General features: G+C 62.4%; 20 protein-coding genes. 13 read left to right on the forward strand and 7 right to left on the reverse strand.

Annotated elements, in window-relative coordinates; all coding sequences use genetic code 11:
* The first annotated feature begins 46 nt into the window (after positions 1 to 46).
* From parE to CAG02_RS16885, 5 genes are all read left to right on the forward strand, one after another.
* A complete protein-coding gene (gene parE, locus CAG02_RS16865) occupies positions 47 to 1954 on the forward strand; it encodes a DNA topoisomerase IV subunit B (RefSeq protein ID WP_085711139.1) in 1908 nt (635 codons plus the stop codon).
* Positions 1954 to 2943: an esterase-like activity of phytase family protein gene (locus CAG02_RS16870; protein ID WP_085711140.1), complete on the forward strand. Its 990-nt coding sequence runs from the start codon at positions 1954 to 1956 to the stop codon at positions 2941 to 2943. The genes parE and CAG02_RS16870 overlap by 1 nt, the downstream gene beginning before the upstream one ends.
* Complete coding sequence (locus tag CAG02_RS16875) at positions 2940 to 3464, forward strand: TIGR02281 family clan AA aspartic protease (protein WP_085711141.1); 525 nt, start codon at positions 2940 to 2942, stop codon at positions 3462 to 3464. The genes CAG02_RS16870 and CAG02_RS16875 overlap by 4 nt, the downstream gene beginning before the upstream one ends.
* A 7-nt stretch (positions 3465 to 3471) precedes the next feature.
* Complete coding sequence (parC, locus tag CAG02_RS16880; protein ID WP_085711142.1) at positions 3472 to 5736, forward strand: DNA topoisomerase IV subunit A; 2265 nt, start codon at positions 3472 to 3474, stop codon at positions 5734 to 5736.
* A 231-nt stretch (positions 5737 to 5967) separates the two neighbouring features.
* Entirely contained in the window at positions 5968 to 6678 is a 711-nt protein-coding gene (locus tag CAG02_RS16885) for a membrane integrity-associated transporter subunit PqiC (protein ID WP_085711143.1), read from the forward strand.
* A gap of 226 nt (positions 6679 to 6904) precedes the next feature.
* Here the strand turns inward: CAG02_RS16885 and CAG02_RS16890 are convergent, their stop codons facing one another.
* Positions 6905 to 8416, reverse strand: a complete 1512-nt coding sequence (locus tag CAG02_RS16890; RefSeq protein WP_085711144.1) for an AhpA/YtjB family protein — start codon at positions 8414 to 8416, stop codon at positions 6905 to 6907.
* 134 nt (positions 8417 to 8550) lie between these two features.
* On the opposite strand from CAG02_RS16890, the gene serB reads away from it, so the two are divergent.
* Positions 8551 to 9765, forward strand: coding sequence for a phosphoserine phosphatase SerB (gene serB, locus CAG02_RS16895; protein WP_007952163.1), 1215 nt, complete (start codon positions 8551 to 8553; stop codon positions 9763 to 9765).
* Between the two features lie 40 nt (positions 9766 to 9805).
* Here the strand turns inward: serB and CAG02_RS16900 are convergent, their stop codons facing one another.
* The gene (locus CAG02_RS16900; protein WP_085711145.1) at positions 9806 to 11560 is read right to left on the reverse strand and encodes a molecular chaperone; all 1755 of its coding nucleotides are present in this window, start codon (positions 11558 to 11560) and stop codon (positions 9806 to 9808) included.
* Between the two features lie 222 nt (positions 11561 to 11782).
* Between CAG02_RS16900 and CAG02_RS16905 the strand changes: the two genes are divergently transcribed.
* Positions 11783 to 12184, forward strand: a complete 402-nt coding sequence (locus tag CAG02_RS16905; protein ID WP_085711146.1) for a lectin OAA — start codon at positions 11783 to 11785, stop codon at positions 12182 to 12184.
* A 60-nt stretch (positions 12185 to 12244) separates the two neighbouring features.
* On the opposite strand, the gene asd is transcribed toward CAG02_RS16905, so the two are convergent.
* The 3 genes from asd to CAG02_RS16920 are packed head-to-tail and all read right to left on the reverse strand — an operon-like array spanning position 12245 to position 15517.
* Positions 12245 to 13105: an archaetidylserine decarboxylase gene (gene asd, locus CAG02_RS16910; protein ID WP_065258758.1), complete on the reverse strand. Its 861-nt coding sequence runs from the start codon at positions 13103 to 13105 to the stop codon at positions 12245 to 12247.
* Between the two features lie 18 nt (positions 13106 to 13123).
* Positions 13124 to 13939, reverse strand: a complete 816-nt coding sequence (locus CAG02_RS16915) for a rhodanese-like domain-containing protein (protein WP_085711147.1) — start codon at positions 13937 to 13939, stop codon at positions 13124 to 13126.
* Between the two features lie 39 nt (positions 13940 to 13978).
* On the reverse strand, positions 13979 to 15517 hold the full coding sequence (locus CAG02_RS16920) for an HDOD domain-containing protein (protein WP_085711148.1): 1539 nt from the start codon (positions 15515 to 15517) through the stop codon (positions 13979 to 13981).
* Positions 15518 to 15683: 166 nt separating this feature from the next.
* Between CAG02_RS16920 and motA the strand changes: the two genes are divergently transcribed.
* Together motA and motB are read left to right on the forward strand one after the other, a co-directional pair.
* A complete protein-coding gene (motA, locus tag CAG02_RS16925) occupies positions 15684 to 16535 on the forward strand; it encodes a flagellar motor stator protein MotA (protein WP_085711149.1) in 852 nt (283 codons plus the stop codon).
* A 3-nt stretch (positions 16536 to 16538) separates the two neighbouring features.
* Positions 16539 to 17615 (forward strand): flagellar motor protein MotB, encoded by a 1077-nt coding sequence (gene motB, locus CAG02_RS16930; protein ID WP_085711150.1) that lies wholly within the window; start codon positions 16539 to 16541, stop codon positions 17613 to 17615.
* A 48-nt stretch (positions 17616 to 17663) separates the two neighbouring features.
* Here motB and rsgA read toward each other — a convergent pair whose 3' ends face one another.
* A complete protein-coding gene (rsgA, locus tag CAG02_RS16935; RefSeq protein ID WP_085711151.1) occupies positions 17664 to 18695 on the reverse strand; it encodes a small ribosomal subunit biogenesis GTPase RsgA in 1032 nt (343 codons plus the stop codon).
* 107 nt (positions 18696 to 18802) lie between these two features.
* On the opposite strand from rsgA, the gene orn reads away from it, so the two are divergent.
* Both orn and CAG02_RS16945 read left to right on the forward strand, forming a co-directional pair.
* Positions 18803 to 19345: an oligoribonuclease gene (gene orn / locus CAG02_RS16940; protein WP_065258764.1), complete on the forward strand. Its 543-nt coding sequence runs from the start codon at positions 18803 to 18805 to the stop codon at positions 19343 to 19345.
* A gap of 145 nt (positions 19346 to 19490) precedes the next feature.
* On the forward strand, positions 19491 to 20102 hold the full coding sequence (locus CAG02_RS16945; RefSeq protein ID WP_064593093.1) for a trimeric intracellular cation channel family protein: 612 nt from the start codon (positions 19491 to 19493) through the stop codon (positions 20100 to 20102).
* On the opposite strand, the gene queG is transcribed toward CAG02_RS16945, so the two are convergent.
* Positions 20084 to 21163: a tRNA epoxyqueuosine(34) reductase QueG gene (gene queG / locus CAG02_RS16950; protein WP_085711152.1), complete on the reverse strand. Its 1080-nt coding sequence runs from the start codon at positions 21161 to 21163 to the stop codon at positions 20084 to 20086. The two genes, CAG02_RS16945 and queG, sit on opposite strands and share 19 nt — an antisense overlap.
* A 63-nt stretch (positions 21164 to 21226) precedes the next feature.
* Here queG and CAG02_RS16955 point away from each other — a divergent pair, with 63 nt between their 5' ends.
* Positions 21227 to 22726, forward strand: coding sequence for an NAD(P)H-hydrate dehydratase (locus tag CAG02_RS16955; protein WP_085711153.1), 1500 nt, complete (start codon positions 21227 to 21229; stop codon positions 22724 to 22726).
* Complete coding sequence (gene tsaE / locus CAG02_RS16960; RefSeq protein ID WP_065258770.1) at positions 22714 to 23184, forward strand: tRNA (adenosine(37)-N6)-threonylcarbamoyltransferase complex ATPase subunit type 1 TsaE; 471 nt, start codon at positions 22714 to 22716, stop codon at positions 23182 to 23184. Before CAG02_RS16955 ends, tsaE begins: the two co-directional genes overlap by 13 nt.
* Positions 23185 to 23233 lie beyond the last annotated feature (49 nt).

Below are 23233 nucleotides of genomic sequence, written 5' to 3' on the forward strand. Positions count from 1 at the left end.
TGCCCCCTTAATTTTCTTATTCACCGAACACTGACGACGAGACCTTATGGCCACTCCCAGCGCTAGCTCCTATAACGCCGACGCCATCGAAGTCCTCTCGGGCCTCGACCCGGTGCGCAAACGCCCCGGCATGTACACCGACACCAGTCGGCCGAACCACCTCGCCCAGGAAGTCATCGACAACAGCGTCGACGAAGCCCTGGCCGGCCACGCCAAATCGATCCAGGTCATCCTCCACGCCGACCACTCGCTGGAAGTCTGCGACGACGGCCGTGGCATGCCGGTCGACATTCACCCGGAAGAGGGTGTGTCGGGCGTTGAACTGATCCTCACCAAGCTCCATGCGGGTGGCAAGTTTTCCAACAAGAACTACCAGTTCTCCGGCGGTCTGCACGGGGTGGGTATTTCCGTGGTCAACGCCTTGTCGACCCAGGTGCGGGTACGGGTCAAGCGTGACGGCAACGAATACGAAATGACCTTCGCCGACGGCTTCAAGGCCACCGATCTGCAAGTGATCGGCACCGTCGGCAAGCGCAATACCGGGACCAGCGTGTACTTTGCGCCGGACCCGAAATACTTCGATTCGCCAAAATTCTCCATCAGCCGCCTCAAGCACGTGCTCAAGGCCAAGGCCGTGCTGTGTCCGGGCCTGTTGATCAGCTTCGAAGACAAAGGCACCGGCGAAAAGGTCGAGTGGCATTACGAAGATGGCTTGCGCTCCTATCTGGTAGACGCGGTCAGCGAATTCGAGCGCCTGCCGGATGCGCCGTTCTGCGGCAATCTGGCCGGGACCAAAGAAGCGGTCGAGTGGGCGCTGCTGTGGCTGCCGGAAGGCGGCACCTCGGTCACCGAAAGCTACGTCAACCTGATCCCGACGGAGCAGGGCGGCACCCACGTCAACGGTCTGCGTCAGGGCCTGCTCGACGCAATGCGCGAGTTCTGCGAATTCCGCAGCCTGCTGCCGCGCGGTGTGAAGCTGGCGCCGGAAGACGTCTGGGAACGCATCGCCTTCGTGCTGTCGATGAAGATGCAGGAGCCGCAATTCTCCGGCCAGACCAAGGAGCGTTTGTCGTCCCGTGAAGCGGCGGCGTTCGTCTCGGGTGTGGTCAAGGACGCGTTCAGCCTGTGGCTCAACGCCAACCCGGAAACCGGTCTGGCGCTGGCGGAGCTGGCGATCAGCAACGCTGGCCGTCGCCTGAAAGCCAGCAAGAAAGTCGAGCGCAAGCGCATCACCCAGGGCCCGGCGCTGCCGGGCAAACTGGCGGACTGCGCCGGGCAGGACCCGATGCGTTCCGAACTGTTCCTGGTGGAAGGTGACTCTGCCGGCGGTTCGGCCAAACAGGCTCGTGACAAGGAGTTCCAGGCGATCCTGCCGTTGCGCGGCAAGATCCTCAACACCTGGGAAGTCGACGGCAGCGAAGTGCTGGCCAGCCAGGAAGTGCACAACATCGCGGTAGCCATCGGTGTCGATCCGGGCGCCGAGGACATGAGCCAGCTGCGCTACGGCAAGATCTGCATCCTCGCCGACGCCGACTCCGACGGTCTGCACATTGCCACTTTGCTCTGCGCCCTGTTCGTCCAGCATTTCCGCCCGCTGGTGGATGCCGGTCACGTCTACGTGGCGATGCCGCCGCTGTACCGCATCGACCTGGGCAAGGAGATCTACTACGCCCTCGACGAAGCCGAGCGCGACGGGATCCTCGACCGTCTGGTGGCCGAGAAGAAACGCGGCAAACCGCAGGTCACCCGATTCAAGGGCCTGGGTGAAATGAACCCGCCGCAGCTGCGTGAAACCACCATGGACCCGAACACCCGACGCCTGGTGCAACTGACCCTCGGCGAAGACTTCGCCCAGACCTCGGAAATGATGGACATGCTGCTGGCGAAGAAACGCGCCGGCGACCGCAAGTCCTGGCTCGAATCCAAGGGCAACCTGGCCGAGGTCCTGGCCTGATGCGCTTCGGCTGGGCCCTGGCGGGTGCGTTGCTGCTGGGCTCGATGACGGTGTCGGCGGAGCCCGTGCAGGAACTGCGCGTGCTCTCCGAACATCCGGTCGAAGGTATGCGCGGCGGCAACCTCTCGGGGCTGGCAATGTGCGGCAACGAGCTGTGGACGGTCTCGGACCGCGACGATGATCAGATCTATCGTCTCGATACCCGCGATCGGGTCTGGCAGGCCACGGCCGTGCGCATCGATCCGCCGCCAGTGCCCGACAGCGGCTTGCCGTGGGGCATCAAATCGCGGACCTGGGCGGCGTCGTTCGTCCGTGGCGGCGATCTGGATTTCGAAGGGATCACCTGCGATAGCGCCGGCAATCGCTACATTGTCAGCGAAGGCCACGCCGCCGTCTTGCAAGTCCCGCCGCAGGGGCCGTCATCGTGGCTGAAGATTTCGCCGATGATGGTCCGCGAGGCGCGGGCCAGCGGCATGCTGCTGCAATTCAATGCGATCTTCGAAGGCCTGGCGATCAACCCGGCAGGCGATCAGATGTGGCTGGCCGCCGAACGGCAAAACCGTGGCTTGTTGCTGATCAAGCGTCAGCAGACGGTATGGGACTGTGACGGTCGTTGCGTGCTGCTCAGTGAGGGCGGCATGGAGATGCAGCCGCCGCAGTTCCCCAAGGCCAGACCGGTCAACCGGGACTTTTCCGACCTGTCATTGTTCAACGGCAAGCTGTTCACCCTTGAGCGCAACGCCTACCAGATCTGCCGCCGCGATCCGCAGACGGCCAAGGTCGAGCGCTGCTGGTCGTATGCCGACGAATTGTTGCAGGGCAACCGTCGCTACGCCCAGAACTTCGGGCTCGAAGAGGCGTTGGTGATTGATGCCGACGGTGCCTGGATCGGCGTCGACAACAACTTCGGTCCTCGCGCCGATGGTGAAGTCCGCCCGATCGTCTGGCGTTTCGCCGCACCTGAAGGTGGCTGGAGTGCCAAGCCATGAGTCAGCAGCCGCCTGGCAAACGCGCCGGTCGGGTGTTGATGATTCTGGCCTGGTGCGCGGCGCTGTTTCTGGCCACGCGTTTTTTCGGCCAGTGGGAAGAGCGCCAGCGCAATCCCAATGTGGTGGTCAGCTCGGAGCAGGTGGGCGGCGTGATCGAAGTGAAACTGGCGGGTAACGCCCAGGGACATTTCGTCGCCAGCGGACTGATCAACGGCCGGTCGGTGGAGTTCATGCTCGACACCGGCGCGACCGACGTGGCAATCCCGGCCGAGGTCGCGAAAGACCTGCGGCTGGAAGAAGGTTTCGGTGTGACCCTGAGCACGGCCAACGGCCTGAGCCAGGGCTATCGCACCCGTATCGACCGCCTGCAACTGGGCGACATCGTGCTGCGGGACGTCCGCGCACTGGTGGCGCCCGGTCTGCATGGCGACCAGGTGCTGCTCGGCATGAGCGCCCTGAACAAACTTGAATTTACCCAGCGCGGTGGCACCATGCTGCTGCGCCAGACAACGAACCGATGAGGCCCGCATGAGCGACTCCCTTGATCTCAGCCTGGACGGTGTAGAACGCCGGTCGCTGGCTGACTTCACCGAAAATGCCTACCTCAACTACTCCATGTACGTGATCATGGACCGTGCCCTGCCGCATATCGGCGACGGTCTGAAACCGGTACAGCGGCGTATCGTCTACGCCATGAGCGAGCTGGGGCTGGACGCCGATTCCAAGCACAAGAAGTCGGCGCGTACTGTCGGCGACGTGCTCGGCAAGTTCCACCCCCACGGCGACTCGGCGTGCTACGAAGCGATGGTGCTGATGGCTCAGCCGTTCAGCTATCGCTACACACTGGTGGACGGCCAGGGTAACTGGGGTGCACCGGACGATCCGAAATCCTTCGCCGCGATGCGTTACACCGAAGCGCGGCTGTCGCGTTATTCCGAAGTGCTGCTCAGCGAACTGGGACAGGGCACTGCGGACTGGGGCCCGAACTTCGACGGCACCCTGCAGGAACCGCTGGTGTTGCCGGCACGTTTGCCGAACATCCTGCTCAACGGCACCACCGGTATCGCCGTGGGCATGGCCACCGACGTGCCGCCGCACAACCTGCGCGAAGTTGCCACCGCCTGCGTGCGCCTGCTCGATGAGCCGAAAGCCACAGTCGAACAGCTCTGCGAACACATTCAGGGCCCGGACTATCCGACCGAAGCGGAAATCATCACCCCGCGCGCCGACCTGCTGAAAATGTACGAAACCGGCAAGGGCTCGGTGCGCATGCGCGCCGTGTACCACGTCGAGGACGGCGACATCATCGTCACCGCGCTGCCTCACCAGGTCTCCGGGGCCAAGGTACTGGAGCAGATCGCCGCGCTGATGCAGGCCAAACCGTCGAAAGCGCCGCAGATCGCCGACCTGCGCGATGAATCCGACCACGAGAACCCGTGCCGCATCGTGATCATCCCGGTCAACAGCCGCGTCGATCACGAAGCGCTGATGCAGCACCTGTTCGCCAGCACCGAGCTGGAGTCGACCTACCGGGTCAACGTCAACATCATCGGTCTGGACGGCAAGCCGCAGCTGAAAAACCTCCGGGCGCTGCTGGTGGAGTGGCTGGAATTCCGCGTGCTGACCGTGCGTCGCCGCCTGCAATTCCGCCTCGACAAGGTCGAACGTCGTCTGCACCTGTTGGACGGCTTGCTGATCGCTTACCTCAACCTGGATGAAGTGATCCACATCATCCGCACCGAGGATCAACCGAAAGCCAAACTGATCGAGCGCTTCGCCCTCAGCGAGATCCAGGCCGACTACATCCTCGACACCCGTCTGCGTCAGTTGGCGCGACTGGAAGAGATGAAGCTGCGCGACGAGCAGGACGAACTGCTCAAGGAACAAGCCAAGCTGCAAGCGCTGCTGAGCAGCGAAGCGAAGCTGAAGAAGCTGGTTCGCAGCGAGCTGTTGAAAGACGCCGAAACCTACGGCGACGACCGTCGGTCGCCAATCGTCGAGCGCGCAGAAGCCAAGGCACTGACCGAGCACGATCTGCTGCCGAACGAGAAAGTGACTGTAGTGCTGTCGGAAAAAGGCTGGATTCGTTCGGCCAAGGGCCACGAGATCGACGCCACCGGCCTGTCGTACAAGGCCGGTGACGGCTTCAAGACGTCGGCGGCGGGGCGTTCCAACCAGTCAGCCGTGGTCATCGACTCCACGGGCCGCAGTTACTCGGTGGCCGCCCATACCTTGCCTTCTGCACGGGGCCAGGGCGAGCCGTTGACCGGCCGTCTGACGCCACCGCCTGGCGCCACGTTCGAATGCGTGCTGATGCCGGAGGACGACGCGCTGTACGTGATCGCCTCTGACGCCGGTTACGGTTTTGTGGTGAAAGGCGAAGACCTGCAAGCCAAGAACAAGGCCGGCAAGGCCCTGTTGAGCCTGCCGAACAACGCCAAGGTGCTCGCGCCGCGTCCGGTGGCCGACCGCGAGCAGAACTGGCTGGCTTCGGTCACGACCGAGGGTCGCCTGCTGATCTTCAAAATCAGCGATCTGCCACAATTAGGGAAGGGCAAAGGCAACAAGATCATCGGTATCTCCGGTGAACGTGTGGCCAGTCGCGAAGAATATGTCACGGACATCGCCGTTCTGCCGGAAGGCGCCACGCTGGTGCTGCAGGCCGGAAAACGTACCCTGTCGCTGAAAGCCGATGACCTCGAACACTACAAGGGTGAGCGTGGTCGTCGTGGCAATAAACTGCCACGGGGCTTCCAGCGAGTGGATGCGCTGCTCGTCGAAAACCTCAATTAAGCGGCCAGGGGGCATTCGCACTGATTTCTCCGGCGGAGAAAATGAGTGAGAACGCCTCTCTAGAGCGCCCGATCTTCGATTTAACCCGTAGATCGGCGCTTTGGCGCTGGAGTCGGAACGCATATTCACGGATGATATGGCCTTTCCAAGCGCCGGCGTGGCCGAGCGTTCTTCATATTTTTTGAGTATTTTCACTGTGGTCAGCCTTGTGGCGGCCACCTGGACGGGATGATGACTTCTCTGCGCCCCCTTATTTTCCTGCTCGCCGGCGTTCTTGGCCTGGCGGGTTGCAGCGTTCACCAGCCGGTGTCGCTGTATCAGCTGGACAGCGGAAGTCCGGCTCAGCCTGCGCAAAGCGCGGGCATGGCAGTTTTGCTGGGCCCTGTGACCGTTGCCGATTACCTGCAACGTGAAACCCTGTTGCAGCGTCAGCCGGACGGCAGCCTGCAGGCTGCGGTCGATGGCCGCTGGGCCGGCAGCCTTTCGTCGGATATCGATCAGTTGCTGCTGCGTCAGGTTGCCGGTCATCTGGACAGTCAACGTGTAGTGCTGGCACCGGCCACCACCGGGTTCACCCCGGATGTGCAGGTGCTGTTGACCATCACACGTCTGGACTCCGGTGCCAAGCAACCGGCGATTCTCGACGCGCAGTGGCGTCTGATCGACCGCCGTGGTCAGGTGCGGGACAACCGCATCGTTCACCTGCAAGAACTGCACAGTGGCGGCACGGCTTCGCAGGTTCAGGCCCAGGGCATCCTGTTGCAGCGCCTGGCCGAGCAACTGTCGGTCGCACTCAAACCACTGGCCAACCAGCCACCGGTTGCCGAAGCACCGCGCAAGCCGGCACCGAAACCGGCCGCGCCGGCGGCGGAAGCCGAGAAACAGCCGAAGATCCCGATGGCTTCGCCGATTCGTACGGATATGGAAGTGTTCCGCTTCTGAGGCTGGAGCGAGCCAGGACAGAGCCCGCCTTGTGCGGGCTTTGTTGTGTCTGGTAGCTGGGAATTTTCTGTTTGGCATCCGGCCTCTTCGCGAGCAGGCTCGCTCCCACAGTGTGCGCGTGCCGCAGATCAACTGTGGGAGCGAGCTTGCTCGCGAAGGGGGCAGTGAGGGCAACAAAAAAGCCCGCAGACAATCGCTCGTCTGCGGGCTTCTTCACATCAAGGCCTCAGGCCCGGCGCTCATGCATCCGCGCCAGTTGCCGCTCGAGCATCGACGGATAAGGCTCCATCAACCGCTCCACGCAGCAGGCGCCTTCAGGGCTGGCAATCGGCCGGATCCGCGCACGCTGGCGAATCAGTGCGTCATCACCGATCTTGCGCTCCACCAGCAGCAGGTTGCGGCTGTGTTGCGACAGGGCCAGGGCATCCTGGGCGGAGTCGGTCAGCAGCAGGTCGATCTGGCTCAGGCCGAACAGTTCGTCGCCGAGGGTCAGGCCCAACTGCAATTGCAGGGTAATGCCGCTGTCGGCGACTTCGATCTGCAACTGGTGGCCCAGCGCCCGCAGCAGTTCGCCGCAGCAGATGGCGTTGGTCAGGTAATCGTCGCCGCTGTCTTCGGTGTGGAACAGCATCAGCGTGCTGCCGTCGTTCAGAGTTTCGATTTCACCCTGATACAGCGAAGCAGCCTGCTCCAGACAGTCGCGATAGCGCTCCTGCAGCTCTTCCAGGCGTGCCCGTGGCAAACGGCGCAATTGCTCTTGCGAACCCAGTTGCACGGCCAGCACCGCGGTATGTTGCGGCACGCTCGGGGTTGGCTGGCGAACGGCAGGTTGTGCGGGTTCGTTCAGCGACTCGTCACGCAGATCGGCAAACGGATCCTCGTCATCGTCGTCTTCAACGGTGCTGACCACATGGCGTGGCGCAGGTTTCTGCGCAGCCATCGGGCGGGTTTCGTCAAAGCTCGGATCACGCAGGTTGCGCACTTCGAATTCCGGCTCGACGTCGTCGTCCTCGAACTCGGGTTCCGGCTCAGGCTTAGGGGCTGGCTCCGGGGCAAAGTTGGCGTGCAGTTGACGGGCCAGATCGCCGATCTCGTCCTGACGCTCGGTCCCCGGCGTGTATTCGTCGATCCGGCGCAGCCAGACCCGCAGTTGCAGCAGCGGCGTGGAGATGTGCCGGCCAAGACGCAGGCTCAGGGCCAGCGACAGTGCCAGCAGGATCGCACTCAGAATGCCCATGCTTTGCAGGCTGATGGTCATCGGCTGCTGGAACTGGTCCATATCCAGGCTGATGCGCAGTTGCCCGGCGGTCACGTCCTGGAAGGTGATCTTGCTTTCGTACATGCCCTCGGCTTCGCCCAGCAGGCTGTGCTTGGGGCGCTGACCGGACTCGGCGAGGATGCGGTTGTCCACGCTGTAGATGGCGGCGTGGGCCACCAGCTTGTTCTTGGTCAGGTTGTTGAGCAGCACGTTGAGGCTGAGGATGTCGTTGGACACCAACAGTTCGGTCGCGGAAGTGGCGGTCTGCGTGGTCAGGCTTTCGCCCAGCGCATCGGCCTGCTCGTGCATGGCCTGCTTGAACTGCAAGCCCATCACGCAGGCATAGATCACCAGGGCCAGGGCGACCAGGATCACGTTATGGCTGGCAATGCGCAATGCAATCGGTACACGGCGGTGGCGCAGTGCACGGAAGATCAGCAGGAAGAAGTTATCGGTTTTAACTGGCGTGGGCCGGTTCACTGAGCTCGGCTCTTTTGTCCGTGAAGTTGACGCGCAGTATAGCGACAGGCCCTAGACCGGCAAAGCGCTGGCGGTGCCCGATGGTCACTGAAAGTGGGTAGAATGCGGTTTTTTTCCAGTTGCGGGGGTGCGCGTTGCGCGAAATCGTCCTGATTAACATCACGGGAGTCGACCGTCCGGGTCTGACGGCGGCCATTACCGGTGTTCTGGCCCAGGGTGGTGTGAATATCCTCGACATCGGTCAGGCGGTGATTCACGACATGCTGTCGTTCGGCATCCTCGTGGAAATCCCCGACTCCGAGCAAGGCAAGTCGGTGCTCAAGGACATCCTGTTCAAGGGCTACGAGCTCGACCAGCAGGTGCGTTTCACCCCGGTGTCCGAAGAGGATTACCAGCAATGGGTGGGCAATCAGGGCAAGAAGCGCCACATCGTCACCCTGCTGACCCGCAAGGTCACCGCTGGCCAGTTGCAGGCCGTGAGCTCGATCACCGCCAAATATGGCCTGAACATCGACCATATCGACCGTCTGTCGGGTCGTATGCCGCTGGACACGCCGGCCGACAAGGGCAAGGGCTGCATCGAGTTCTCCGTGCGTGGCGAAGCGGCCGATCCACAGGCCCTGCGCGCCGAGTTCCTCAGCGTGGCCCAGGAGCTGAATGTCGACATCGCCTTCCAGGAAGATTCGCTGTTCCGTCGCAATCGTCGTCTGGCGGTGTTCGACATGGACTCGACCCTGATCGAAGCCGAAGTCATCGACGAGCTGGCCAAGGCCGCCGGTGTGGGCGACCAGGTGTCGGAAATCACCGAGCGGGCGATGGCCGGGGAGCTGGACTTCCGCGCCAGCTTCAAGGAACGTCTGGCGCTGCTCAAGGGCCTGGATGTCAGCGTGCTGGATTCGATCGGCGCCTCCCTGCGCCTTACCGAAGGCGCCGAAACCCTGTTCGCCGAACTCAAGCGTCTGGGCTACAAGACCGCCATCCTGTCCGGTGGCTTCACCTACTTCGCCAAACAATTGCAGGCCAAGCTCGGCATCGACTATGTGTTCGCCAACGAACTGGAAGTGGTCGACGGCAAGTGCACCGGCGTTGCGATCGAGCCGATCGTCGACGCCCAGCGCAAGGCTGATCTGCTGAAACAACTGGCTGAAAAAGAAGGCTTGCGCCTGGAGCAGACCATCGCCGTGGGCGACGGCGCCAACGATTTGCCGATGCTGGCGATTGCCGGTCTGGGCGTGGCGTTCCGCGCCAAGCCGCTGGTCAAGCAGTCGGCGAAGCAGGCCATTTCCACCCTGGGGCTGGATGGCGTGCTGTACCTGCTGGGCTTCCGGGATCGCGACGGGCAGCTCTGAACCCTTGCACAGGATCGCAGCCTTGGGCTGCGATCCGTGTTCAAAGGGATTTCCACAACGAATCGAAATCCTCCTCGCTCCCGCCATTCTGTGCGGCTTCCAGCGAACGATAGGCAAACTGATTGAAACTGTGTGTGCTCGCCACCCGCCGATCCAGCCCGGCGCGGTGTTCTTCGCCCTGGGTGTTGATCAGCACTTTGTTGCCTTCCTGAAACGGTAGTCGTGGTGCCAATAGCGTTGCGGGCAAGTCGATGGCGCTGATTTCCGGCAACAGCAAACCTCGCAGGTAATGACTGTGATCGTCCCGGGTGCGCACCAGTTGCAGGCCGCAGGGCTGGGCGTGTGGCGCTACCAGTTCGATGCCCATTTGTGTCCCGGCACCGCGCACCTGACGGATCCAGCGCACCACGGCAATGCTCCAGCCCTGATTCGTGGTGTCCTGGATGCCGACCATTTCCCCGGTCTGCAATTCGGCAGGCACTTCTTTTGGCCATGCCAGGCAGTAGCCGCCCGGACTGTGATTGATGACCGGCAAGGCATACGTCGGGTAGTGCGGCGGGCTGTCGGCGTCGCCTTCGTCGTCTGCCAGCGGTTCGTAGCGGATTTCTTCGTAGGGCAGGAATTCGTCGGCCTTGCTCTGCGGCGCGGCATCGAAGGCCTGACTCCAGCTGTCCTTTTCACCTTGAGCCACCGCTTGGCTGAAGTTTGCGGCGCGTGAACCCGGGTGCTTGAGCAATTCGCTGAATGTGCGTTCACCGCCCAGATAGAAGTGCAGGGCGCTCATGCCCACGCACACGGTCAGGTTGCCCTGGCCAACGGTGCGCTGAAAACTGCGCTCGGCGGCTTCACCCCAGGTGGCGTGCAGGTGTTGCAGAGTGTCGAGGGTCAGGCCGGACGGCACCGGCAGCGGCGTTGAAGTGTCCTGATGCAGCAGGTGAGCCTCGATGGCATTCACCAGCGGTTGCGGATCGAAGCCGAGCAGGCCGGGCTGCTGTTCGCTGCGAAATTTGCTGCGATAGCGCGGACCGGCGTCGATCTCCGCAGAAATCGCGAATAACCCTTCGCCCGAGGCACCTGGATGCAGTTTCAGCCAGGCGCTCCAGGGTTCAAGCACCTGCGCGAGTTGGGCGATCGGATTCTGCCGCAACTGATTGCAGCGGGCGCTGCCCAGCAGCAGAGCGGCGATATAGGTCTGTTCGACGCTCAATTCACCGGCGAGGCTGGCCAGATCGTCACGAACTCGACGGTGTTGCAACTGCAAGTCGCAGGCGCAGCGAAACAACTGGTGCAGCTCAAACCACAACTGTTCCGGCGCCGGGCTGTACAACTGCGTGGCGCGCACCAGTTGCCCTTTCAGTGCATGAACGGCGCGTTGCAGCGCTTCGCTCAGCAGTGCGGCCCGGTCTTTTGAGTATTTGGGGGCGATGCGCAGAACGATCTGCTTGTAACCGATGGCCAGATGACTTTGCAGGGCCTGGCACAGGTTGCTGATCTTGCGTGAGCGCTCGTCGAGCATGATCGCCTGATGCAAAAAGTGCCGCTCAAGGTGCTGGCAGACGAAGTACACCTCGGGCCGCAACAGCTCCAACAGATGCAGGCGATTGTCGCTGGGCGTCAGCAACTGATTGAGTTCGCCGAGCCCCTGATAGAGCTGGCGAGCGGTTTCACCGATGTTGGCTTTCGGCAGGCCGGCGATCCAGCGCTTGAGATCGCGCGGGGTCGCTTCACAGAAAGACAGACGCAACTGAGTTGGCGTCGGCGCGCTCAGTTGCGGTTGGAATCGAGGCTCACTCATGCCGTGACCAGCTCCGGCGGCGAATAGGGCAATGCCAAAAACTCTAGCAGTTGTGGTCCTTTTCGCAGGCGTTTGTCAGGCTTTTTTACCGTTGGTCTGCTGGCTTGGTGCCATTTCGGCAGGCGCTACTAGGCTCTCTGGCGTGCGATCGGAAACGCACGGTTGCACGGCTTGCCGCCAACGTCGGGCAGGTCTCTGAAAAACTTCAAGGAGATGAGGTTCATGTCTAAATACGCAGTGGCAAACCAATGGGGCGGTAGTTCGGCACCTTGGCATCCGGGTGGAACCTGGGTTCTTGGGGCGCGGGACAACCAGAAAGTCGTCGCCATCGACATCAAGTCCGGCGACGGCGGCAAAACCTTCAATGGCACCATGACTTACGCCGGCGAAGGCCCTATTGGCTTCAAGGCTCAGCGCACTGGTCAGAACCAGTACAACGTCGAGAACCAGTGGGGTGGCAACGATGCCCCATGGCATCCGGGTGGCAAATGGGTGATCGGCGGTCGGGATAACCAGAACGTTATCGCGTTGAATGTCACTTCGAGTGACGGCGGGAAAAACCTCAGCGGCACCAATACCTACGCCAACGAAGGGCCGATCGGCTTCCGTGGGCAGATAGAGTAACGGCACCGTTCAGGTCGTGTCCGCCCCTTCGCAGACGTGCGCAGGGGCGGATCAGCAGGTTCAGGCGTTCGACAGTGCCAGGGCCTGACCCATCTGTACCGGCGAGCCGGCTTTCAGTTCTTCAACCCATTTCACCTGATCCGGCCCGAACAGCACGATCGCGGTCGAACCCAGCTTGAAGCGACCCAGTTCCGCACCTTTTTCCAAATGAATCGGTGCACGGGCGGCTTCGTCATAACGGAAGGTTTTCAGCTCACGCTTCGGCGGCGTCACCAGCCCGGCCCACACGGTTTCGATCGAAGCCACGATCATCGCGCCCACCAGCACCACGGCCATCGGCCCGCGCTCGGTGTCGAAGATGCACGCCACACGCTCGTTGCGGGCGAACAGCTCAGGGACGTTTTCCGCGGTGGTCTGGTTGACCGAGAAGATCCGGCCCGGGATGTAGACCATCTCGCGCAGGGTGCCGGCCAGCGGCATGTGTACGCGATGGTAATCCTTCGGCGACAGGTAAACGGTGGCGAATTCGCCGCCCATGAACGGTGCGGCATTGGCCGCATCGCCACCCAGCAGTTCCAGCACGCTGAAGCTGTGGCCCTTGGCCTGGAAGATGCGACCGTGCTCGATCGGGCCGAGCTGGCTGATCGCACCGTCGGCCGGGCTGAGGATTGCGCCCGGCGTCTGATCCAGCGGACGTGCGCCGTCTTTCAGTGCGCGGGTGAAGAACGCGTTGAAGTGCTCGTAAGCGGTGACGTCTTCAACCAGCGCCTGGGACATGTCCACCTGATAACGCTTGGCGAACCAGGTGGTGAAGGCATTCTTGAACCAGCGCACACGGCACTCGGCGATGCAGCCGGCCAGGCGCGACAGCAAATGGTGAGGCAGCAGGTACTGGCTGATGATAAACAAACGCTCTTTCATGACTGTCCTTAAAAATCCTTAAAGCTCGACGGGGGTGTCGGGGTGGTTGCCCCATTCGCCCCAGGAACCGGCGTAGCCCTTGACCCGCGGATAACCGAGGGCCTTGGCCACCAGATAAGTGAAACCGGACCGGTGATGGGTCTGGCAGTGAGTGATGATTTCTTTGTCCTTGGTGATCCCGAGGTTTTCGAGGATCTGCGGCATGTCGGTGCGGATGCGCAACTGGCGCGACTGATCCATGCCTGCCGTCCATTCGAAATTGACTGCGCCGGGGATGTGTCCACCCTTGGCCGCCAAGACTTTCTCGCCGGAATACTCCAGTGGCCCGCGAGCATCCCAGATCGCCAGGTCGGCGGCACCGAGGCGGCTTTGCAGGTATTCGCGGGTGGCGGTCGGTTCGTCGTGCAGGGTCAGCGCCACCGGGCCGCCGACCGCTGGAGGCACCTGAATCGACATCGGCGAGCCTTCCGCCAGCCACGCCGGCAGACCACCATCAAGGTAGTGGTACTTGTCGTGACCGATCACGTCGAGCAGCCAGATGAAACGCCCGGCCCAGCCGCCGCCTTCGTCGTCATAGACCACGTAGACCGCGTCCTTGTTGTGACCCAGCTCGCCGAACAGTTCCTCGAGTTTTTCTTTTGTCGGCAGCAGGCCCGGAGCCGGTGCCTGGCCCAGCTGGGTACGCTTCGGATCGACGAAGCGTGCGCCGGGAATATGACCCTCGGCATAGCGGGCGGCGCTGGTCAGATCCACCAGAATCAGATTGCGGGCGTTGAGGCGCGGGAGCAGGTCGCTCGGCTCGATCACCAGCGCCAGGCCAGAGAAGTCAGACATGTGAGGTCTCCAGAGCACAAAGGGGAAGGATTGTAGCTGTCATTGGCCGCGCTGGCTAAAGCTGTGCAGGGCTTTCTCGATGCACTGCGCGGTTTTGCCGAAGGCTTGCACGGTGATGTCGGCGAACGGTCCGCCACCCTGGTCGGCGACCACGATCATGATCACCCGGCCGTTATGGACCAGCGAGCGCAGAAACAGATGTTCGCCCCGGAACAGTGTGCGCAGCGAGGGCGGCAGCAGGGCGGAAAACTGGGCATTGTTCTCCGGAGTGATCCGCACCTGTGCCTGCTGCGCGAGCAAGCGTTGCAGCACGGTGCTTTGGCTGACGACGAAATTGAGCGCAGCGGCTTCCTTCGGCAGACCGGAAATCTGATGCACACGCAAACTGGACTGGGTGCGGTCGGCCATCAGGATCATCACCCGACGCATGCCGCTGGCCACCAGCGCGTCGCGGGCGGCGATGGTCAGGTGCATGGCGTTGGTGAAACGGCTCGGTTCGGCCAGCAGTTCGGCGCATTGCCGGCGCCATTTGGCCAGGTCTTCGGTACTCGGCGCGGCGGCGGGCAGCATGCCGGCCGGCAAACGACGGTTGTCCCATGGCCACAGCAGCGAAACCGCCGGGTGCCACAGATCCGGCATCGAATGCCGGCGCGCACTGTTGGCGGCCTGCTGGTGCAGCTGTTGCTGCACTTCGTCCATCGGAATTTGCAGATAGAGGCTGGTCAGGTACTGCCAGCGCTCGCTGTGCGGACTGTCCCAGGCCTGTTGCGCCGACAGCGCCAGACCATTGGCCAGCAGCACGGTGTTGGCTGGCTGATTGAGCCAGTTGCGCAGGGTCGGGTCGTCATCGAGGCGGTTCTGTTGGCGCAACGGATGATCGACGTCGCGGGCGATGCGCAGAACCTTGACCAGTTCGCGCTGCTCGGTGAGCAGCAATCGATACCCCTGCTGCACCCAGATCGGCAGGCGCCAGGCTTCGACCAGTGCCGCACCGATCTTCAGCAGGCGCACGCCGAACAATTGTTTTTCCACGTCGCGCGCCGATTCGCCCTTGTGGATGACTCGTACTTCCCACTCTTCGAGCAGTTTGGGAAAGGTCAGCGCCAACGGCCACAGCGGCGACAGAAACAGCAGGCTGCCCCAGTGAATGTCCTGCCACAGCCGTGCCAGGCGACTGGCAAAAAAACCGTTGGCCTGCTGCGTGGCGTGCTGGCTGATCATCTGTATCTGGCGCAGGGCCTGGGGAATTTGCGCCTGCGGCTCGGCGGGCAGGCGTGCCAGCAGTTCTTCGGTGCGGGCCAGACCCAGGCGATTGATCGCCACCTCAAGGTTTTCGGCCGGTGCGGTCAGGCTGCCCTGGGTATGGCGGTTAGCTTCGCGGATGATGCTCAGGGCCAGCGCCGGGCTGTCCTGCATCAGGTCGGCAATGTCGCGCAACGAGCTGCGATTGTCGCGGATCGCCCGGCAGACCTTGTCATGGGCCTCTTGCGGCACCGGCAGGCGCACGCCGTCGAGCAGCTTCACCCAGCCATTGAGTGTGGTCGGTCTTGCGTGTGGGACGTTCGTTTCATTAGCCATGTCTGGACGGGATCTTGATCTGCTGTAGACGCGCCCGGCACGGGCTAAATTGGCTTTTCGCCTGAACTGGCTATAGTCTGGCGCAGTTTTGCCGATAAGTAGAAGAAGAGATTTTTTAACTTCCGAATATGACCTTGAACCCGACTTAAGTAAGTACTTTCTACCTATGGCTAAAATTATCGGCATCATCGTCGTATTCGCGAGCGTGCTCGGCGGATACGTGCTCTCCCACGGCAAGATTGCCGCCCTGATCCAGCCCTTCGAGGTGATGATCATCGGCGGTGCGGCACTCGGAGCATTCCTCCAGGCCAACCCCGGTTACATGACCATGCACGTGCTCAAGAAATCCCTGGGCATGTTCAGCTCGCGTTTCAGCCACACGTTCTATCTGGAAGTGCTTGGCCTGATCTACGAAATCCTCAACAAGAGCCGCCGTGAAGGCATGATGGCCATCGAAGGCGACATCGAAGATGCCGCTGCGAGCCCGATCTTCGCCAAGTACCCGGCGGTGCTGAAAGACGAACGCATGACCGCGTTCATCTGCGATTACCTGCGCATCATGTCGTCCGGCAACATGGCGCCGCACGAACTCGAAGGCCTGTTCGACATGGAGCTGTACAGCCTCAAGGAAGAGCTTGAGCATCCTTCCCACGCGGTCAACGGCATTGCCGACGGCATGCCCGGTTTCGGTATCGTCGCGGCGGTACTGGGTATCGTGGTGACCATGGCGTCCCTGGGTGACGGCGATCAGAAGTCCATCGGTCTGCACGTAGGTGCGGCACTGGTCGGTACCTTCTTCGGTATCTTGGCGGCCTACGGCTTCTTCGGCCCGCTGGCGCATTCCCTGGCCCACGATGCCAAGGAAGAACTCAACGTCTATGAAGCCATCAAGGCTTCGCTGGTGGCTTCGGCTTCCGGCATGCCGCCGTCGCTGGCCGTGGAATTCGGGCGCAAGGTTCTGTACCCGGCTCACCGTCCTAGCTTCGCCGAGCTGGAACAAGCGGTTCGCGGTCGCTAAGTCATGGAAAATAACCAGCCGATAATCATCAAGCGCATCAAGCGCTACGGTGGCGGGCATCACGGCGGGGCGTGGAAGATCGCCTTCGCCGACTTCGCGACGGCGATGATGGCGTTCTTCTTGGTGCTGTGGCTGCTGTCCACCGCAACGCCGGAACAGAAGATCGCCATTGCCGGTTACTTCAAGGACCCGGTCGGCTTCTCCGAGAGCGGCACGCCGTACATCATCGACCTGGGCGGTACGCCGACCCTGGCGCCGGAAAACACCCTCAACCCTGAAGTGAAGTCTCAGCCGCAACCGGACAAGGTTACGGTCGACACCGATCAGGTTGAAGGCATGGCAGAGCAGGTCGAGAAGGAGCGCCTGGAACTGTTGCTGCAGGAACTGCAGAACAAGGTCGACGAGAATCCGCAACTGCAGAAGTTCAAGGACCAGATCCTGTTCGAGATCACGCCGAACGGCTTGCGCATCCAGATCATGGACGCCGAGAACCGGCCGATGTTCGACTCCGGTTCCGCACGCCTGAAACCGTACTTCGAAGACATCCTGCTGGCCATGGCCGACACCATCAAAGCGGTGCCGAACAAGATCAGCATCAGTGGTCACACCGATGCCAAGCCGTACACCGGCACCGGCGACTTCGGTAACTGGGAGCTTTCGGCCAACCGTGCCAACGCCGCCCGGCGTGCGCTGGTGGCGGGCAGCTATCCGGACGGGCAAGTGGCACGGGTGGTGGGTTACGCCTCGTCGGCGCTGTTCGACAAGGAGAACCCGTTCAACCCGGTCAACCGCCGTATCGACATCGTGGTGCTGACCAAGAAGGCCCAGGCCGCCATCGAAGGTTCGCAAGGCGCTGAACCGGCGAAACCGGCCGAAGGGCAGAACGGCGCCGATCCGGCCAAACCGGTCGACCCGAACGCCTTGCCGGCGGATCAGCAACCGGTGCCGGCCCACGAGTTGCGCGAACGGCTGAACCTGTTCGACGACCCGCTGCCGAAACCGGCCGAGCCGGGCAGCGCAGCGCCAGCCCCGGCGCCTGCTGCACCGGCCACTGCACCGGCGCCCGTGCCGAAGCAGTGACCTACAAAAAAGCCGCGAGATGATCGCGGCTTTTTTGTGTCTGGCTGTTTAGTAGCCGTTTTCGGGAAGGCTGGCGATGATCGAGCGGTAGCTGTTCATCCGCTGCTGCTGGATGCGTCCGTCTTCAAGGGCCTTGAGCAAGGCGCAGCCTGGTTCGCGATCGTGCTTGCAGTCGCGGAAGCGGCAGGTGCCGAGCAGGTCGTCGAACTCGATGAAACCGGCTTCGACATCGGCACGGCTGACGTGGCCCAGGCCGAATTCGCGGATGCCCGGGGAGTCGATCAGTTCACCGCCGCCGGGGAAGTGGAACAGCCGTGCAGTGGTCGTGGTGTGAGTGCCCTGGCCGGACCATTCGGACAGCGGGCCGACTCGGGTTTCGACGTCCGGCAGCAGGCTGTTGACCAGCGACGACTTGCCGACACCGGACTGACCGACGAAAACGCTGATGCGTCCGTCGAGCAGCGTTTGCAATTGCTCCATGCCGTTGCCGTGGTGCGCCGATACTTCCAGCACCGGATAACCCAGCGTGCGGTACACCGCCAGAAGTGCGTTCAGCGCCGGGGCGTTCTGTTCGTCGATCAGGTCGAATTTGTTCAGCAGCAGCAAAGGGCGGATGCCGGCGTGCTCGGCTGCGACCAGATAGCGGTCGATCAGGTTCGCATGGGGCTCGGGCAGCGGGGCGAAGACGATGACGATCATGTCGACGTTGGCGGCTACCGGTTTGAGCTGACCACGGCTGTCCGGGCGGCAAAGTTCGGTGGTGCGCGGCAGCTGCGCGACGATCACACCGATGCCCTGGTTGCCGGCGCGCCAGACCACCCGGTCACCGGTCACCAGTGCAGGCAGGTTGGCCCGCAAGTGGCAACGGAAGACCTGGCCGGCCAGTTCGCCGTCAACGGCCTCGACCTCGACCTGCACACCGAAGTGGGCGATCACCAGGCCGTGCTGTTCAGGGCCCAGGTCGCCGCCTTCGAGCGCCTCGACAGCCGAGGACTCGCGTTTGGCGGCGCGGGCGGCGCGCTCGCCCTGAATCTTTTCGATGCGCCAGTTTTGACGACGATTGAGTTGGCGTTTGGCCATGGGTGTTCCGTCTGAAGAATGCAGCGATTAGGTAAAACGGCCGCGAGTTTAGCACGCCCGGGCACCGCCCTAGGCTAAACTGCGCAGCATTGCCTAGGAGCCGAAATATGCAAAACCCGCAGAACCTGATCTGGATCGACCTGGAAATGACCGGTCTGGATCCGGAAAACGATGTGATCATCGAAATGGCCACCATCGTCACCGACAGTGACCTGAACACCCTGGCCGAAGGCCCGGTGATCGCCATCCATCACAGCGACGAAGTCCTCGCCCGCATGGACGAGTGGAACACTCGCACCCACGGCAACTCCGGCCTGACCCAGCGTGTGCGCGAAAGCCGCGTGAGCATGGCCGAAGCTGAAGCCGAAACCATCGCTTTCCTCGAGAAGTGGGTACCGAAGGGCAAGTCGCCGATCTGCGGCAACAGCATCTGCCAGGATCGCCGCTTCCTTTATACCCACATGAAGTCGCTGGAAAGCTACTTTCACTACCGCAACCTCGACGTCTCCACCCTCAAGGAACTGGCCGCGCGCTGGGCGCCGGACGTGCGCGACAGCTTCAAGAAGGGCAGTACTCACCTGGCACTGGACGACATCCGCGAGTCCATCGCCGAGCTGCAGCACTACCGCAAGCATTTCATCAAGTTCTGAGATCGGCGACCTTGGTGGCGAGGGCGCTTGCTCCCGCCTGGCTGCGCAGCAGCCAGATCCCCTCGTCACAGACGTTCAGCAAAACGCACTTCTGGTGCCGCCCTGAAATGGCTAGACTGCGCGCCTTCCTGCCAGGACTGCCGCCATGTTGCTGATGCTCTACCTCGTCGCCATTACTGCCGAAGCCATGACCGGCGCCCTGTCCGCGGGCCGTCGCGGCATGGACTGGTTCGGCGTGGTGTTGATTGCCTGCGTCACGGCATTGGGTGGCGGTTCGGTGCGCGACGTGCTGCTTGGGCACTACCCGCTGACCTGGGTCAAACACCCGGAATACCTGGTGCTGACCACGGTCGCGGCGATGATCACCGTGTTCACGGCACGCTGGATGCGCCATCTGCGCTCGCTGTTTCTGGTACTCGATGCCGTCGGTCTGGTGGCGTTCACCCTGATCGGCTGCATGACCGCCCTGGAAATGGGCCACGGCATGCTGGTGGCTTCGGTCAGCGGCGTGATCACCGGGGTGTTCGGCGGCATCCTGCGCGACATCTTCTGCAACGACATCCCGCTGATCTTCCGTCGCGAACTCTACGCCAGCGTCTCGTTTGCTGCGGCGTGGTGCTACATGCTGTGCCTGTTCCTGAACGTGCCGAGCGAACAGGCGATTCTGATCACCTTGTTCGGTGGCTTTCTATTGCGGCTGTTGGCAATTCGCTTCCATTGGGAAATGCCGAAGTTCGTTTATAACGACGAACATTGACGGTCGGCATGCTGTTTCAGCGCCCATTCCACATGCTCGCGCACCAGCTCTGACGGGTATTCGCGCCGTGCCTTGAGCGCTTCCAGTACCGGGATGCTCGATGGTGCGTTGCCCAATCCCACCGCCAGATTGCGCAGCCAGCGCTCGTATCCCGCACGGCGCAGCGGCGAACCCTCGGTGCTGCTGAGGAATTTGTCTTCATCCCATAAAAACAGCTCGGCCAGTTCGGCGTTGTCCAGATTGTGCCGGGGCTTGAAGTCGCTTTCGCCGGACGGGCGGGCGAAGCGGTTCCACGGGCAGCAGATCTGGCAGTCGTCGCAGCCGAATACCCGATTGCCGATCAGCGGACGCAGGTCTTCGGGAATGGCGTTCTTCAGTTCAATGGTCAGGTAGGAAATGCAGCGTCGCGCGTCCAGCACATACGGGCCGACGAAAGCGTTGGTCGGGCAGATGTCGAGGCACGCGGTGCAGCGCCCGCAATGTTCGGTACTGTGGGGTTCATCCACCGGCAGCGGCAGGTCGACGAACAGTTCGCTGAGAAAGAAGTAACTGCCGGCCTTGCGGTTCAGCACCAGGGTGTTTTTGCCGATCCAGCCCAATCCCGCCTGCTCGGCGATGGCCTTTTCCAGCACCGGGGCGCTGTCGACGAAGGCGCGGAAGCCGAACGGGCCGATTTCGGACTGAATCTTGTCCGCCAGTTGTTGCACGCGTTTACGGATCAACTTGTGATAATCGCGGCCCAAGGCATAACGCGAGATGTAGGCTTTTTCCGGTTTGGCCAGCAATTGCGCCATTTGCGTATCGCCCGGCAGGTAGTCCATGCGCAGGGACACCACGCGCAAGGTGCCCGGCACCAGCTCTTCCGGGTGCGAGCGTTTGCTGCCGTGGGCGCCCATGTAATCCATTTCGCCGTGGTAGCCGGCCTCGAGCCAGCGTTGCAGATGCTGCTCGTGCTCGGCCAGGTCCAGACCGCTGATGCCGACTTGCTGGAAGCCCAGCTCGCGGCCCCAGTCCTTGATGGATTGGGCGAGGGCGGGAAGATCTGTGGTGATGGCGGACATGAGGCGAGAGAAACCGGAGCTGAGGTGCGTATAATTCTGCCAGACATCGGAGCCCGAAGACGCATGCCGCACACTAAAGATCAATTACCCGACGCGCTGTACCGCGCCGCGCAGGTGCGGGCACTCGATGCACGGCTGATTGCCGCCGGTACGCCGGGCTTCGAATTGATGCAGCATGCCGCCCATGCCACCTGGCGCGCACTGGTACGCCAATGGCCTTCGGCGAACGAACTGACGGTGCTGGCCGGCCACGGCAACAACGCCGGCGATGGTTATCTGATCGCTGCACTGGCCCGCCGTGCGGGTTGGGTGGTGCAGGTGCTGGCCGTCGGCGATCCGCAACGGTTGCAGGGCGATGCGGCCCTGGCGCATGCCGAAGCGGTGGCCGAAGGCGTTTCGATTGCTGCGTGGACTGCTTTTGGTGAATTGCGCGGAATTCTTGTCGATGCGCTGCTTGGCACCGGTTTGAGCGGCGAAGTGCGCGAGCCGTACTTGTCTGCGATCGAGGCAATCAACGCCAGTGGCCTGCCCGTGGTGGCTGTCGATATCCCTTCCGGTTTGTGTGCCGATACCGGCCATGTGCTGGGCCGGGCGGTGTGTGCGGATCTCACGGTGACCTTTATCGGTCTCAAGCTTGGCCTGTTTACCGGGGACGCGGCGGACCATGTCGGCAACCTGCTGTTCAACGATCTGCAAGCACCGGCCGAAACCTGCAGTGACATTGCCGTCGCCGCCCGCCGGCTCAACACCGCTAATCTGCCGCGTCTGCCCGCCCGGGCACGGGCTGCGCACAAGGGGCGTTTCGGCCATGTGCTGCTGATCGGTGGCGATCACGGTTTTGGCGGGGCGATTCTGCTCAGCACCGAAAGCGCCTTGCGCAGCGGGGCGGGGATGGTGTCGCTGGCGACCCGTCCGGAACATGTCCCGGCGGCGTTGAGCCGGGTGCCGGAAGCCATGGCGCTGGGTACTTCGTCGGCCAATCAACTGATGGGGCTGCTGGAAAAGGTGTCCGTATTGGTGGTCGGCCCGGGTCTGGGACAGGCGAGCTGGGGCCGGGCGCTGCTGTCGGCCGCCGCCAATGCGCCGCTGCCGCAAGTATGGGATGCCGACGCATTGAATCTACTGGCGTGCGGTTTCGTCAGTTTGCCCAAGGATTGCGTGATTACGCCGCATCCGGGGGAGGCGGCGCGACTGTTGGGGATCAGCACTGCCGAGGTGCAGGCTGATAGGCCGGCCGCCGCATCGGCATTGAGCAAAAAATACACAGCGGTTGTGGTGCTCAAGGGTGCAGGCAGTCTGATCGCTCATCCCGACGGGCGTCTGGCGTTGTGTCATCAAGGTCATCCGGCCATGGCCACTGCGGGTCTCGGCGATGTGTTGGCCGGTCTGGTCGGTGCGTTGCTGGCGCAGGGCATGAATGCGTTCGACGCAGCGTGCCTGGCCGTCTGGCTGCACGCCAACGCCGGGGCGCAACAAGGTAAATTCGGCCGTGGGCTGGCGGCCAGTGATCTGATTCCAGCCATTCGTCAGTTGTTGGAGGAGCATGCACCGTGTCTGAAGTAACCCTGTACCTGGCCGATGAACAGGCGATGAGCGACTTTGGCGCACGGATCGCCCGCGTAACCGGCGGCCATGGTCTGATTTTTCTCGAAGGCAACCTCGGCATGGGCAAAACCACGCTGTCGCGGGGCATCATTCGCGGGCTGGGGCACGTTGGTGCGGTGAAAAGTCCGACCTTCACGCTGGTCGAACCCTACGAGATCGGTGACATCCGCGCCTTCCACTTCGATCTGTATCGCCTGGTCGATCCCGAGGAGCTGGAGTTTCTCGGCATCCGCGACTATTTCGAAGACGACGCCCTGTGCCTGATCGAGTGGCCCGATAAAGGTGCAGGCTTTTTGCCAAAGCCCGACCTGACCATTACCATTAGCCCGCAAGACAGCGGGCGTTCGCTGACTATTTTGTCCCAGGGCTCGCGTGGCGAGGCCTGGTGTGCCGCTTTGGCGTTGGAATCCAAATAAATGATGGGGTTAGGTATGCGCTTTCGCGCGTTGGTGGCTGCCGCTGGAC

It is taken from the genome of Pseudomonas sp. R43(2017) (genome assembly GCF_002112345.1).
Classification (GTDB): domain Bacteria; phylum Pseudomonadota; class Gammaproteobacteria; order Pseudomonadales; family Pseudomonadaceae; genus Aquipseudomonas; species Aquipseudomonas kribbensis.